Source organism: Bradyrhizobium sp. S3.3.6, assembly GCF_040546905.1.
Lineage (GTDB): Bacteria > Pseudomonadota > Alphaproteobacteria > Rhizobiales > Xanthobacteraceae > Bradyrhizobium > Bradyrhizobium cytisi.
In genome coordinates this window covers 17,386-30,878 of the sequence record NZ_JBEPOT010000002.1, presented here as the reverse complement: position 1 = coordinate 30,878, position 13,493 = coordinate 17,386, and the positions used below count along the sequence as shown (strand labels likewise).

Below are 13,493 nucleotides of genomic sequence, written 5' to 3'. Positions count from 1 at the left end.
GCTTTGGTGGGATTCGTGCGGTAGCGCATGGGGTCAATCGACAGGTATATTTTCCGCACGACGCTGGCGTCGTTTGCGCTCGTCCTGGTCAGCCTCACCGGCGTGATCTGGATTACGCAGGCGTTGCGCGGCATCGACCTGATGACGAGCCAGGGTCAGACCATCCTGACCTTCCTCGGCATCACCGGGCTCGTCATTCCGGCGCTGGTCCTGATTATCTCGCCGATCGCGCTGATGATCGCGATCTCGCACACGCTGAACAAGCTCGCGACCGATTCCGAAATCATCGTGATGAATGCCGCCGGCTTCTCGCCGTTCCGGCTGTTCTATCCGTTCTTCTACGCCACCTGCGTGGTGGCGCTGCTGGTCACCTTCATCTCGGCCTATCTCGCCCCCGATGGCATGCGGCGGATCAAGCAATGGGATGCCGAGATCACCGCCGACGTGCTCACCAACATCCTGCAGCCCGGCCGCTTTGCCCAGCTCGACAAGAATCTCACGATCCGGATCCGCGAGCGGCAGCCCGGCGGCATTCTCGCCGGCATTTTCATCGACGACCGCCGCGATCCCAATGAGCGCGTCTCAATCGTCGCCGAGCACGGCGAGGTCGTGAAGAACGAGAACGGTTCATTCCTGGTCCTCAAGGACGGCAATCTCCAGCGCTTCGAGGCCGGCAAGCGCGATCCGGCGCTGGTGGCCTTCGGCCGCTACGGCTTCGACATGTCGAAGTTCTCCAACCAGGGCCACGACGTCACCCTCGGCATTCGCGAACGCTATCTCTGGGAGCTGTTCTCGCCGTCCGAGGACGACCCCGTCTACAAGGCGGTCCCCGGCCAATTCTGGTCCGAGCTGCATGACCGCCTGATGGCGCCGCTCTATCCGTTCGCGTTTGCGGCACTGACCTTCGCCTTCCTCGGCGCGCCGCGCACCACGCGCCAGAGCCGCAACTTCTCGATCGGCGGCTCGGTGCTCGCGGTGTTCGGGTTGCGCATGGCCGGATTTGCCTGCTCGGTGATGGCGGTGAAGTCGCCGTTCGCCGCCGCCGTGCAATATGCGATGCTGGTGACAGCGATCGGTGCCGGCATGTGGATGATCGTCGGCGGTGTCGTGGTCGAGCCGCCTGCCGGCCTGATGGAAGCCATCAACAGATCAAACGCGCGTATCGCGCGGCTGTTCGGGCGGCCGGCCGCCGCATGAGCATGCTCACCAACACGCTCGGGCGCTATTTCGCCGGCCGATTCGTGGTCGCCGCGCTCGGCGTGTTCGCGAGCATTTTCCTGCTGCTGGTGCTGGTCGACTACATCGAGATGGTGCGCAAGACCTCAGGGCTGGCCTCAGCCTCCGCGGTCATGGTCGCGGAAACCTCGCTGTTCCGGGTGCCGCAGCTGCTGGAGAAGCTGACGCCGTTCTGCATGCTGATCGGCGCCATGATGTGCTATCTCGCGCTCTCGCGCCGGCTCGAGCTCGTGGTGGCGCGCGCCGCCGGCGTCTCGGCCTGGCAGTTCATCTCGCCCGCGCTCGGCAGCGCGCTCCTGATCGGCGTGATCGCTACCGTCGCCTACAATCCGATGTCGGCTAACCTGCGCGAGCTCTCCAAGCGCATGGAAGCCGAGCTGTTCGGCTCGGCGCCGGGCGGCGGCATTCAGGATGCATCCGGCTTCTGGCTCAACCAGGTGACCAGCGACGGCCAAACCATCATCAACGCCGCGCGCAGCGAGCAGCAGGGCGTCCGGCTGACGGGGCTCACGCTGTTCCGGTTTGACACAGAGCAGCATTTCAAGGAGCGGGTCGAGGCGCGCGAGGCGACGCTCGAGTCCGGCCACTGGCTGTTCAAGGGCGTGCGCCGCTTCTCGCTCGATGCCCCGCCGGTCGATCAGGCCAGCCTCGAGATTCCGACGACGTTGACCGAAGCGCAGGTCCGCAACAGCTTTTCCACACCCGAGACTGTGTCCTTTTGGCAACTACCGAGCTACATCCGCTCATCGGAGAGCTCGGGGTTCGCGACAGCCGGATATCGACTCCAGTATCACAAGCTGCTGGCACAGCCGTTTTTGCTCGCCGCCATGGTGATGCTCGCGGCTTCCGTGTCGCTGCGCTTCTTCCGGATGGGCGGCGTACAAAAGATGGTTTTGAGTGGCGTGGGCGCAGGCTTTCTGCTCTACGTTCTGTCGAAAGTGACTGAAGACTTGAGCAAGGCTGAGTTGATGCATCCGATCGCTGCGGCGTGGTTGCCCGCGGTGGTGGGCGGCCTCACCGGCTTTTTGGCCTTGCTGTATCAGGAGGACGGATAGTGACGACCGTCCGCCGAGGACACGTGTCTGGTTTGGCGTTGCGCAATCCCGTGCGCGCGAACGGATTCGGCTTGTCTGTCCGCAGGCTCCTGCTCGCCCTGATCGCGACCGTATCACTTGCCGGCATGATCGATCTTGCCGCGGTGACGCCGGCTGCCGCCCAGAGCTACACCTACAATCCGCGGCCGCCACGTCCGACGCCGCCCAAGGCCGCCAATGACGGGCAGATGCTCGTGCAGGCGACCGAGGTCGATTACGACTACAACAACTCGCGCGTCTCCGCGGTCGGCAACGTCCAGCTGTTCTACAACGGCACCAGCGTCGAGGCCGACCGGGTCATCTACGACCAGAAGACCAAGCGGCTCCATGCCGAAGGCAACATCCGCATGACGGATGCCGACGGCAAGATCACCTACGCCGAGATCCTGGATCTTTCCGACGATTACCGCGACGGCTTCGTCGATTCGCTGCGCGTGGACACTGCCGACCAGACCCGCATGGCCGCGACCCGCGCCGACCGCTCCTCCGGCAACTACACGGTGTTCGAGAACGGCGTCTACACGGCCTGCGCGCCGTGCAAGGACGATCCGAAGAAGCCGCCGCTCTGGCAGGTCAAGGGCGCCCGCATCATCCACGACCAGCAGGAGAAGATGCTGTATTTCGAGACGGCGCAGCTCGAATTCTTCGGCGTGCCGCTCGCCTACATGCCCTATTTCTCGACGCCCGATCCGACCGTGAAGCGCAAGACCGGCTTCCTGATGCCGGGCTTCACCTCCTACACGGCGTTCGGCTACGGCGTCGAAGTCCCGTTCTACTGGGCGATCGCGCCCGACATGGACGCGACCTTCAGCCCGCGCATCACCTCCAAGCAGGGCGTGCTGTTCCAGGCCGAGTTCCGCCAGCGCCTGATGGACGGCGCCTATCAGGTTCGCGTCTACGGCATCGACCAGCTCAACCCCGGCAATTTCGCCGGCCAGCCGGGCGACCGCCAGTTCCGCGGCGGCATCGAGACCAAGGGCCAGTTCGCGCTGAACGACAAATGGGTCTGGGGCTGGGACGGCGTCCTGCTCTCCGATTACTATTTCATGTCGGACTACCGCCTGTCGGCCTATCGCGATCCGCTCGGCTCGTTCCTGAACCTGCCGACGGATGCGCTGTCGCAGCTCTATCTGACCGGCGTCGGCAATCGCAGCTTCTTCGACGCGCGCACGATGTACTGGACGAGCTTCTCGGGCAACCAGCAGCAGGTCCCGGTCGTCTATCCCGTGATCGACTACTCGAACGTGCTCAACTATCCGATCTTCGGCGGCGAGGTCTCCTACAAGACCAACTTCGTCAATCTGACGCGTAACGACGCGGCGTTCGATCCGATCACGACGGCGGCCAACACCAGCGGCCTGTGCACGACGACGTCAGCCGATCCGCTCGCGCGCACGCCGTCGCAGTGCCTGCTGCGCGGCTTCCCCGGCACCTACACCCGCCTGACGGCGGAGGCGCAGTGGCGCAAGTCCTTCACCGATCCCTTCGGCGAGATCTGGACGCCATTCGCGATCCTGCGCGCCGACGCGATCAATTCCGACGTCTCCAACCAGCCGGGCGTTTCGAACTACCTGCCCGTCGGCGACACCCAGGCGTTCCGCCTGATGCCGACCGTCGGCCTCGAATATCGCTATCCCTTCATCAACGTTCAGCCCTGGGGCTCGACCACCATCGAGCCGATCGCGCAGATCATCATCCGCCCGAACGAGACCTATGCCGGCAAGCTTCCGAACGAGGATGCGCAGAGCATGGTGTTCGACACCTCGAACCTGTTCAGCGTCGACAAGTTCTCCGGCTACGACCGTGTCGAGGGCGGCGGCCGCGCCAATGTCGGCGTGCAGGCGACCACGCAATTCGACAAGGGCGGCGCCGTCAAAGTGCTGTTCGGCCAGTCCTACCAGCTGTTCGGCATGAACTCCTACGCGGTGCAGGACTCCATCAATACCGGCATCAATTCCGGCCTCGACAAGCCGCGTTCGGATTACGTGGCGAGCGCCGCCTACTCGCCGAACAGCACCTATACGTTCAGCGTTCGCTCCCGCATGGACGAGCAGACCTGGAACGTCCAGCGCTTCGAGGCGGAAGGCCGCGCCAACTTCAATCGCTGGGCGGTCAGCGTGATGTACGGCAATTATGCGGCGCAGCCGGAGCTCGGCTATTTGACCCGCCGCGAGGGTATTCTGACGACCGGCTCGATCAAGGTCGCGACCAATTGGGTGGTGACGGGCTCGGCGCGCTGGGACCTCGAGGCCAACAAGATCAACCAATACGTGCTCGGCGCCGGCTATGTCGACGATTGCTTCGTGCTGGCGGCGAACTATGTAACTTCGTATAGCTACTCCGCGGGCACAACACCGCCCGTGCTGAGCCACGCGTTCATGTTCCAGATCGGCCTGCGCACGCTGGCGACCTCGACCGGGTCCAGCGGTACCGCCGGTTACCAGTGAACCCATCTAAAGTGCCGGCCGCCTGTTCCCTATCGCGGAATCATTGCGGCTGACATGCGAGCGACAACCATGACGACCCGATCATGACCATCCGATTGCCTGTCTTCCGCCTCCCCCTCCTCGTGCTGGGCGCCGTGCTGGCCTCCATACTGGTTCTCGCTGGCGCACCTGCGCGTGCGCAGAACATCGTGGTCATGGTCAACGGCGATCCCATCACCGATTTCGACATCGAGCAGCGCTCCAAGCTCGACCAGCTGACGACGCAGAAGGCCCCGAGCCGGCAGGACGTCATCAACGTGCTGATCGACGACAAGATCAAGCTCAAGGAAGGCAAGAAGTACGGCGTCGATCCCACCGCTTCCGACATCAACCAGTCCTACGAGGGCATGGCGCAGCGCATGCGCATCTCGCCCGATCAGCTCACCAAATCGCTCGAGGTCAAGGGCGTGCGCCCCGAAGCTCTCAAGAATCGCATGAAGTCCGAGATGGTCTGGACCAGCCTCGTGCGCGGCCGCTTCAAGGAGAAGTTGCTAGTCAGCGAGAAGGACGTCGCCGACAAGGTGCGGGAAGGCGGCGACGAGAAGCTTCAGATCGAGGGCACCGAATACAAGATGCAGCCGATCGTGCTGATCGTGCCGCGCGGCTCGTCCGCCGCCTTCCAGGAGACGCGGATGAAGGAAGCCGAGCAATATCGCTCGCGTGTCGGAAGCTGCGAGGAAGCCAATTCGCTGTTCCGTTCGACGCCGAACGCCACCATCCGCGACAGCGTCACCAAGACCACCGCCGACCTGCCGGAGGCGCTGCGCAAGGTTCTCGACGACACCGCGATCGGCCACCTCACGGCACCCGAAGTGACCAAGGCCGGCATCGAGATGGTCGTGCTTTGCTCGCGCAAGCCGACCACGATCGATACGCCGAAGAAGCGCGAGATCCGCGAGAAGATGTATACGGAGAAGTACGAGAAGACCCAGAGGGTCTATCTCGACGAGCTCCGTAAAGCGGCGATGATCGAATATCGCAACCACTGATGGCTGCTCCCGCAAAGCCCCTTGCACTGACGCTCGGAGAGCCCGCCGGCATCGGCCCCGACATCACCATCGCAGCCTGGCTCAGGCGCCGCGAGCTAGGCCTGCCCGCCTTCTATCTGCTCGGCGACGAGGCGCTGATCGCGCAGCGCGCCAAAGCACTCGGCGCCGAGATCAGGATCGCCGCGGTGAGCCCGGGCGAAGCCGTGAGCGCCTTCGCCGACGCCCTGCCCGTGGTTGCGACCGGCGGGCGTGCGACCGCTGCGCCCGGTAAGCCCGACGCCTCGAGCGCACCGGCAGCCCTTGCCTCGATTCGCCAGGCCGTCAGCGACGTCCGTGCCGGCCGCGCCAGCGCCGTCGTCACCAACCCGATCGCCAAGAGCGTGCTCTACCGCGCGGGCTTCCGTCATCCCGGCCACACCGAATTCCTCGCCGAGCTCGCAGCCACCGATGCCAGCGTGCCGCAGCCGGTGATGATGCTGTGGTCGCCGCGGCTCGCCGTGGTGCCGGTGACGATCCACGTTTCCCTGCGGGAAGCCCTTACCCAGCTCACGAGCGAGCTCATCGTCTCGACCGTGCGCATCGTCGCGACTGAGCTCACATCACGCTTCGGCATTGCGCGGCCGCGGATCGCGATCTCCGGCCTCAACCCGCATGCCGGCGAGGACGGTTCGCTCGGACATGAGGAGCAGACCGTGATCGCGCCGGCGCTGAAAGCGCTGCGCCATGACGGCATCGACGCCAGGGGACCGCTGCCCGCCGACACCATGTTCCACGAAGCCGCGCGAAACACTTATGACTGCGCGGTCTGCATGTATCACGACCAGGCGCTGATCCCGATCAAGACGGTGGCGTTCGACGACGCCGTCAACGTCACGCTCGGCCTGCCCTTCATCCGCACCTCGCCCGATCACGGCACCGCCTTCGACATCGCCGGCACCGGCAAGGCCAATCCGGCGAGCCTGATCGCGGCGCTCAAGCTTGCCAGCCGCATGGCGGCTGCAAACAGCTGATGAGCGCGATCGACGACCTCCCGCCGCTTCGCGAGGTCATTCGCCAGCACGCTCTGTCGGCCCGCAAATCGCTGGGCCAGAACTTTCTGCTCGATCTCAATCTCACCGCGCGCATCGCGCGCGCGGCAACGCCGCTGGAAGAGAGCACCATCGTCGAGATCGGCCCGGGCCCGGGCGGACTGACGCGCGCACTGCTCGCGCTCGGCGCCAAACGCGTCATCGCGATCGAGCATGACGAGCGCGCGATCCCGGCGCTGAATGACATTTCCGCGCGCTATCCCGGCCGGCTCGAGATCGTGCATGGCGATGCCATGACCTTCGATCCGCGTCCGCTGCTTGGCGGAGAGCGCGCGAAGATCGTCGCCAATCTGCCCTACAACATCGCGACCCAGCTCCTGATCAACTGGCTCACCACCGAGCCCTGGCCGCCCTGGTACGACATGATGGTGCTGATGTTTCAGCGCGAGGTCGGCGAGCGCATCGTCGCGCGCGAGGACGAGGAGGCCTATGGCCGGCTCGGCGTGCTCGCCAACTGGCGCTGCGAGACCAGAATCCTGTTCGACATCTCACCATCCGCCTTCGTGCCGCCGCCGAAGGTCACCTCCTCGGTCGTGCGCCTGGTGCCGCGCGCGGAGCCTCTGCCGTGCGATCGCAAGATGCTCGAGCAGGTCGCGGCCGCGGCGTTCGGCCAGCGCCGGAAAATGCTGCGCCAGAGCCTGAAATCGCTTCAAGCGGATCCCGCGCGGCTTGCGCAGGCGGCCGGCGTCGATGCGACGCGGCGTGCCGAGACCATTCCCATCTCCGGCTTTGTTGCCATGGCGCGTGAATTGGCGGATATACGAGCCGAAACGTGAGAATGGAAATTCCGGAGGAAGGAAAATGGCGGTGATGCGCCGGCAGTCGCTGGTCACGTTCGATGCACCCTTGTGCGAGACCATCGTCGATACGCCCAAGCCGCAAGGACGTGAGGTGCTGGTGCGCATCGAGCGCTGCGGCCTCTGCCATTCCGACCTGCACATCCAGGACGGCTATGCCGATCTCGGCGGCGGCAAGAAGCTCGACACCACGCGCGGCATGACGCTGCCCTTCACGCTCGGCCACGAGATCGCCGGCGTCGTCGACGAAGTCGGCCCCGACGTGGCGGCGGGTCTCGTCGGTTCGAAGAAGGCGGTGTTTCCCTGGATCGGCTGCGGCCAGTGCCGCGACTGCAAGAACGGCGACGAGAACCTCTGCGCGAGACAGCGCTTCCTCGGCGTCTCCATCGACGGCGGCTTCGCCACCCACGTGCTGGTGCCCGACGCAAAGTATCTGCTCGATTACGATCCGCTGCCCGTCAACCAGGCCGCGACCTTGATGTGCTCCGGCGTCACCGCCTATGGCGCGCTCAAGCGCCTGGTCGACCGTCCGCGCCAGCGCAACCTCTTGCTGATTGGTCTGGGCGGCGTCGGCATGATGGGCCTGTCATTTGCGCAAGCCATGTTCAAGCAGCCGATCACGGTCGCCGATCTCTCGCCGGCCGCGCGCGAGACCGCGCTGAAGAACGGCGCGGCCAACGCCTACGATCCGTCCGAACCCGACGTGATCAAGCGCATCCTGAAGGAGACCGATGGCGGTTTTGACGAGGTCGTCGATTTCGCCGGCAACGAGAAGTCGATGGCATTCGCGGTCGCGGTTGCCGCGCGCGGCGGCAAGGTCGTGGTCTCCGGCCTGATGGGCGGCCAGTTCACGCTGCCGATGGTGCAATGGATCTACAAGCGCCTCACCGTCGAGGGTTTTATGGTCGGCACGCTTGCTGAGGCGCATGAACTGATGGCGCTCGCCCGCGCCGGCAAGATCAAGCCGACGCCGATGCGCGAAGAGCCGATGGGCGACGTCCAGAAATGGATCGATGAGCTGCGCGCAGGCCACGTGGTCGGCCGCATCGTGTTGAAGAACTGAGTTTCGAACGGCGGCGGGATACGCATCTCGCCCCCGCTTTCGTCTTGCTCGATTTCTCGGCTCGACGTTCGTCGCTGAGGTAGACACGCACGCCTTCGCACGAAGCCCGGCGCGTGGAACGGCTGCGGCTACACCGCGTTGGCAGCGCATGTCCATTCGCTGCACTATCGAGGCCGCGCCCTCGGTACGCCGAGGGTGCAGGCCGGCGGTCCATCGGGCACTCAATTTCGAAATTCCGTAGTTCTCCGGACGAGAACAGAGTTCGGGGCGTGGCCCTCGTGCAACGCAGCACGCTCTTCCCGGATTCGGCTCCAATTTTTCGATTTCCCGGAAGCCGTTGGTCGGCCCTTCCGCCCGACGCGGCCCGTCGCTGGCAGCACGCCAACGCCTGCCGCCATCCCAGTTCCGCGGATGGATCCGGGCGCCCCCGCCCCAACTTGCCGAATTCCGATAGCCTATTCCCCCGAAACTTGCGTAGAACCAAAGCACAACTTGCATTGGAATGCGAACAGCCGTTCAATGGCAGCATAAGCCAACAGCACATTGCATCACCTGTGGTTTTGAGTGGAATGCAGACCTTTCTTGTCATTCTGGGCATCTGGCTCCTGATCAACGTACTCTTCGTCGTGATCATGATCCCCCCGCGCAAGCCGCGAAAATCTGACCAGCCGCGATCGTCGAGCACGCTTGCGCCTGTCCCGATCGGCCAAAATGCCTACGCGTTCGATGAGGACGAAAAGGTCTCGCTACGCCACACAATCATCGCCATTGCGATGGGTGCGCTGTTCTCCCTGACGCCGCCTCTTCTGCAAGCCGTCGACGACATCAAGCGGATGATCGGCAAATACCGCAAGCCGTTGCAGCACGCCGAGATGGAAGGCGACGGGCGATCCCTCGATACGGCCCTGAAACAGCTCCGCTCCCGCGAGACTCAGACACCGGCCGATGGATCGTCATCCGGCGAGCAGGACGGCTTGAAACATTAGAGACGCGTCCTTCCATCACTTCGCTCTAAAAATTGGAACGCCGCGAACCGCCCGCGCGTTGGCTTCTCGTCAAGGCAACGACGGAATCTGAATCGCATGACGAAGCCGCTGACAAAGACGGTGCGGCCAGTTCCAGACGAAAACCAGAGTCACAAGGGCGCCGGCAGCGCGCCGACCGTTCCCGTCGACACCACCAAGGGCCACCGCGACGACGAGAAGCAGAACATCCGTGAGCAGGCAGCCCACGGCAACTTGACCCAGAATACCAGCAACCGGCGCATGGGATAGGCGCAGAAATCAGGGGGATCAAACAGGAGACACGAACTTGGTCAGTCCAGACAACAAATGGTACGATCCGATCTCAGAGCGCTGGATCGCGCCGCGCGAACTCCACGCCGCAGCACCATCTCCCCACGCCAGCGAGAACCACGTCCTCGAGCTTCAGAGGAACGTCGAAATCCAGCGCATCTGGCGCGCGTTGGTCGATTGCTGCGCAAGGAAGTGATGCTCTTGGACGAGCGTGGCGGAACGCACCACCTGCCGCGCCATTATCACCCCGCATGACCGATCCCGCATCATCAGCAAGGCCCGTCGCAACCGCGATCCGCTATCTCTCGATCATCGCCGGCTGCGCCTGCCTGCTGCTCGCCGCGATCTGCTTCGCCATCGCCTGCCAGGTCTTCATCCAGACCGGGGTGTTCGGGCAATCCTACGCAATGGTGGGATTGATCAGTACGGTGCTGGGGCTTCTCGTTCTAACGCTGGCCCGTGTCTGGAATGGGTTTCGCAAGGGCTCAATCCATCCTACGAGCTGAAGCTGGGGAGACGATCTTTGCTGCGCAGTGACGCTCGGGTACCTGGACCGCGAGCAAGCAATAGCGCCGGCAAAAAGCCTGAATTCGCGGTGGAACCAACGCCGTGCGGGCCCGATTCAGGCCACATCCTCTCCGGATTTGCGGCTCATTGCCACCTAAGTCTTTGTTGAGAAAGGGAAGGTAACGAGTTGCATGATGCGTAACCGGGAGACCAGAATGGGCAACCGCACGGCAAAGTTTGTATCCGCGCTGATCGGCAGCATCATTGCCGGCGCGCCGTTGGCCGCTGTCTCACAGAACGCGCCAAGCGCCCCCAGTGCGGCGAGCACGGCGAATGCCGCGAGCGACTGTCTCGCCTCACCGAAGGGTGCCACGCCGCAGGGCCAGCACTGGTTCTATCGGCTCGAGCGCGCGACCAAGCGGCAATGCTGGTATCTGCGTGCCGAAGGCGCCAAGGCGACGCAGAGCGCGCAGGCGACGCAGGGCGCGCAGGAGGCGACGGCCGATACGCCGAATGCAGCTCCAGCCGCGCCGCAATCGGTGCAGAATGCGCATGCTGAATACATCGCGCCGCAAACCCGTGCCGCAGCAAGCGCGCCGGCGCCGGCCGCAGCCTCAACACAGCAGTCTCCCGGCACCGCTGATGCCAATGCAGCGCAGCCCGCCGTCGCCACGCGTTGGCCCGACGCCGCAGCCGCTTCGCCTGCACCGCAGCAGCCATCACCTGCGACGGCTGCCGCACCTGCAGCGGCGCCCGTACGGCCGAGCGCGACACCCGCCGCATCCCCTGCCCCGGTGACGCTCGCCGCGGCCGAAGCGCCCGCCGACAAGCCGACGGGCTCGCTCCAGATGCTCCTGCTCGTCATCGGCGGCGCGCTGGCGCTCGCCGGCCTCCTCGCCAGCATCATCTACCGCTTCGCCGGCGGACGCGTCCGCGTCCAGGCCGGCGACCATCGCCGCGTGAACTGGGACCAGCGGGATCACGGCGACAGCCGCGCGCCCTGGCTCAATGACGCGCCTGCCCCGGCGCCGCGCGCGCAACGGCCGCGACCGGTGGACTTCGACGCTGCGCGTCCCCAGCCGGCGCAACTCGCCGCATTCACCAACGAGATCGGCAGGATCGCAGCACGGGGCCGCCCCGCCCCGCTCGCAGCAGCAGCAGAACCTGACGAGACCGAGATCGAGATATTCGACGGGGAGCTCGAGGTCGAGGCCCCGGTACCGCAGTTGGCTGCCGCCGCCCCCCATGCCGCAGCGCCGGCTGGTCACGATGAAGCGACACCCGACGACGAGGATGCCGTCAACATCAACATCATCACGGCGATGCTGGAACGGCTGGCGCAGGAAGGGCCGCGGCTGCCGCAGCCTAGCCTTGAAGCTGACCTTGCAGACCTCGCACGAATCCAACGAGACCGGTCCGCCGCTCGCGCTTGAGGCGCTCGGCCTTCAGGATCGACTGCACCTCGGCGAAGGCGTCATCGACATTGTGGTTGATGACGATGTAGTCGTACTCGGCCCAGTGGCTCATCTCGTGGCTGGCACGGCTCATCCGATTGCGGATCACCTCGTCGGAATCCTGCGCGCGTGAGTGTAGCCGCTTCTCGAGATCGCCGGCCGACGGCGGCAGGATGAAGACGCGAACCACGTCGACGCTTGCTTTCTGGTGCAGTTGCTGCGTGCCCTGCCAGTCGATGTCGAAAAGCACGTCCTGTCCGGCCGACAGTGCAGCCTCGACCGGCGCACGCGGCGTCCCGTAAAGATTGTCAAACACAGTGGCCCATTCGAGCAGTTCGCCCTGTTCCACCATCGTCTCGAACCTGGGCTTGCTGACGAAGAAATAATCGCGCCCCTCGACCTCTCCCGGCCGCTTCTGACGCGTGGTCGCCGACACTGACATCTTCAGGCCGGGCTCCCGCTCGAGCAACATCCGCGACAGCGTCGTCTTGCCCGCGCCCGATGGCGAGGACAGCACGAACATCAATCCGCGCCGCTCGACACCGTCAGTACCGTGACCGCCCGTCGTCATCGATCACTCCAGATTCTGGACCTGCTCGCGAAATTGCTCGACCACGTTCTTCATGGCGAGCCCGGTATTGGTCAGCTCGATGTCGTTCGACTTCGAGCAGCAGGTGTTGACCTCGCGGTGAAACTCCTGCGCCAGGAAATCGAGCTTGCGCCCAACCGGGCCGCCCTTGCCGATCAGCTCGCGCGCCTGCGCGATGTGGGAGGCGATGCGGTCGAGCTCCTCGCGGATGTCGGCCCTGGTTGCGATCAGGATCGCTTCCTGCATCAGGCGCTCGGAATCGAAACGGTCGGAGGTGTCCAGCAGCGTTGCGATCTGCTCGGCGAGCCTGGCCCTGATCGCCTCCGGCTTGCGGCCCGGGGCGGCCTCGGCCTTCTTCGCCAGCACCTCGACCTCGTCCACGCGCTGGGTGAGGATCTGCCCGAGCGAGGTGCCCTCGCGCTTGCGCATCTCGACGAGTTCGGCGAGCGCCTTGTCGAAGGCGTCCGCTGCAGCTGCGCGCGCGGCCTTGTCCTCCTCCTCGTCCCCCTCGGGCTCGGCGACCTCGATCACGCCCTTGATGGCCAGGAGGCCGTCGACGCTCGGCGCGACCGCGTCGACCTTGCCGGCGATGACGGAGGCGGCCTTCAGAACGGCATTGAGCACGTCCTCATTGACGCGGACGGAGGTGGCGGCATTGGCGCGCTTGACGGTGAGATTGGCGTAGACGGTGCCGCGCGACAGCAGCTCGGCGGCGCGCTTCTTGGCATAAGCCTCGAGCTCGTCGAACCCCTGCGGCAGCCGCACCCGCAGGTCAAAGCCCTTGGCGTTGACCGACTTCAATTCCCATTCGAACGTATACGGCCCGCTCGCGCCGTGGCTTCGGGCAAAGCCGGTCATGGACGACAGCGCCATCAGGTCAAATTCTCCGGAAACA

At 64.8% G+C, this 13,493-nt stretch carries 14 protein-coding genes; 12 read left to right on the top strand and 2 right to left on the bottom strand.

Features of this window, described 5'->3' with window-relative positions; genetic code table 11:
- Positions 1-27 precede the first annotated feature (27 nt).
- The 12 genes from lptF (at position 28) to ABID59_RS04635 (ending at position 11,988) form a co-directional block, all read left to right on the top strand.
- Positions 28-1,197 (top strand): LPS export ABC transporter permease LptF, encoded by a 1,170-nt coding sequence (lptF, locus tag ABID59_RS04690; RefSeq protein WP_148752956.1) that lies wholly within the window; start codon positions 28-30, stop codon positions 1,195-1,197.
- On the top strand, positions 1,194-2,291 hold the full coding sequence (gene lptG, locus ABID59_RS04685) for an LPS export ABC transporter permease LptG (RefSeq protein WP_148752955.1): 1,098 nt from the start codon (positions 1,194-1,196) through the stop codon (positions 2,289-2,291). Before lptF ends, lptG begins: the two co-directional genes overlap by 4 nt.
- The gene (locus ABID59_RS04680) at positions 2,291-4,777 is read left to right on the top strand and encodes an LPS-assembly protein LptD (RefSeq protein WP_354036100.1); all 2,487 of its coding nucleotides are present in this window, start codon (positions 2,291-2,293) and stop codon (positions 4,775-4,777) included. The genes lptG and ABID59_RS04680 overlap by 1 nt, the downstream gene beginning before the upstream one ends.
- A gap of 83 nt (positions 4,778-4,860) precedes the next feature.
- On the top strand, positions 4,861-5,805 hold the full coding sequence (locus ABID59_RS04675) for a peptidylprolyl isomerase family protein (protein ID WP_148752953.1): 945 nt from the start codon (positions 4,861-4,863) through the stop codon (positions 5,803-5,805).
- On the top strand, positions 5,805-6,815 hold the full coding sequence (pdxA, locus tag ABID59_RS04670) for a 4-hydroxythreonine-4-phosphate dehydrogenase PdxA (protein ID WP_354082600.1): 1,011 nt from the start codon (positions 5,805-5,807) through the stop codon (positions 6,813-6,815). The genes ABID59_RS04675 and pdxA overlap by 1 nt, the downstream gene beginning before the upstream one ends.
- A complete protein-coding gene (gene rsmA, locus ABID59_RS04665) occupies positions 6,815-7,669 on the top strand; it encodes a 16S rRNA (adenine(1518)-N(6)/adenine(1519)-N(6))-dimethyltransferase RsmA (protein ID WP_354082599.1) in 855 nt (284 codons plus the stop codon). Before pdxA ends, rsmA begins: the two co-directional genes overlap by 1 nt.
- 25 nt (positions 7,670-7,694) lie before the next feature.
- On the top strand, positions 7,695-8,753 hold the full coding sequence (locus ABID59_RS04660) for an alcohol dehydrogenase (RefSeq protein WP_354082598.1): 1,059 nt from the start codon (positions 7,695-7,697) through the stop codon (positions 8,751-8,753).
- 470 nt (positions 8,754-9,223) lie between these two features.
- Complete coding sequence (locus ABID59_RS04655; RefSeq protein ID WP_354036096.1) at positions 9,224-9,739, top strand: phosphonate metabolism protein PhnM; 516 nt, start codon at positions 9,224-9,226, stop codon at positions 9,737-9,739.
- Positions 9,740-9,835: 96 nt separating this feature from the next.
- Positions 9,836-10,027 carry a hypothetical protein gene (locus ABID59_RS04650; protein ID WP_148752949.1) on the top strand — a complete coding sequence of 64 codons (192 nt, stop codon included), beginning with the start codon at positions 9,836-9,838 and terminating at the stop codon, positions 10,025-10,027.
- Between the two features lie 37 nt (positions 10,028-10,064).
- On the top strand, positions 10,065-10,244 hold the full coding sequence (locus ABID59_RS04645) for a hypothetical protein (protein ID WP_148752948.1): 180 nt from the start codon (positions 10,065-10,067) through the stop codon (positions 10,242-10,244).
- 55 nt (positions 10,245-10,299) lie between these two features.
- Positions 10,300-10,554 (top strand): hypothetical protein, encoded by a 255-nt coding sequence (locus ABID59_RS04640; protein ID WP_354082597.1) that lies wholly within the window; start codon positions 10,300-10,302, stop codon positions 10,552-10,554.
- Between the two features lie 216 nt (positions 10,555-10,770).
- The gene (locus ABID59_RS04635) at positions 10,771-11,988 is read left to right on the top strand and encodes a hypothetical protein (RefSeq protein ID WP_354082596.1); all 1,218 of its coding nucleotides are present in this window, start codon (positions 10,771-10,773) and stop codon (positions 11,986-11,988) included.
- Here the strand turns inward: ABID59_RS04635 and gmk are convergent.
- The gene (gene gmk / locus ABID59_RS04630; protein ID WP_148752946.1) at positions 11,921-12,580 is read right to left on the bottom strand and encodes a guanylate kinase; all 660 of its coding nucleotides are present in this window, start codon (positions 12,578-12,580) and stop codon (positions 11,921-11,923) included. The two genes, ABID59_RS04635 and gmk, sit on opposite strands and share 68 nt — an antisense overlap.
- Positions 12,581-12,583: 3 nt before the next feature.
- Entirely contained in the window at positions 12,584-13,471 is an 888-nt protein-coding gene (locus ABID59_RS04625) for a YicC/YloC family endoribonuclease (RefSeq protein ID WP_354036090.1), read from the bottom strand.
- Between the last annotated feature and the right edge of the window lie 22 nt (positions 13,472-13,493).

Coding starts and splice junctions, on each gene's coding strand:
- lptF (WP_148752956.1), top strand. CDS start 28: ATGGGGTCAATCGACAGGTATATTTTCCGCACGACGCTGGCGTCGTTT.
- lptG (WP_148752955.1), top strand. CDS start 1,194: ATGAGCATGCTCACCAACACGCTCGGGCGCTATTTCGCCGGCCGATTC.
- ABID59_RS04675 (WP_148752953.1), top strand. CDS start 4,861: ATGACCATCCGATTGCCTGTCTTCCGCCTCCCCCTCCTCGTGCTGGGC.
- pdxA (WP_354082600.1), top strand. CDS start 5,805: ATGGCTGCTCCCGCAAAGCCCCTTGCACTGACGCTCGGAGAGCCCGCC.
- rsmA (WP_354082599.1), top strand. CDS start 6,815: ATGAGCGCGATCGACGACCTCCCGCCGCTTCGCGAGGTCATTCGCCAG.
- ABID59_RS04660 (WP_354082598.1), top strand. CDS start 7,695: ATGGCGGTGATGCGCCGGCAGTCGCTGGTCACGTTCGATGCACCCTTG.
- ABID59_RS04650 (WP_148752949.1), top strand. CDS start 9,836: ATGACGAAGCCGCTGACAAAGACGGTGCGGCCAGTTCCAGACGAAAAC.
- ABID59_RS04640 (WP_354082597.1), top strand. CDS start 10,300: ATGACCGATCCCGCATCATCAGCAAGGCCCGTCGCAACCGCGATCCGC.
- ABID59_RS04635 (WP_354082596.1), top strand. CDS start 10,771: ATGGGCAACCGCACGGCAAAGTTTGTATCCGCGCTGATCGGCAGCATC.
- gmk (WP_148752946.1), bottom strand. CDS start 12,580: ATGACGACGGGCGGTCACGGTACTGACGGTGTCGAGCGGCGCGGATTG.
- ABID59_RS04625 (WP_354036090.1), bottom strand. CDS start 13,471: ATGGCGCTGTCGTCCATGACCGGCTTTGCCCGAAGCCACGGCGCGAGC.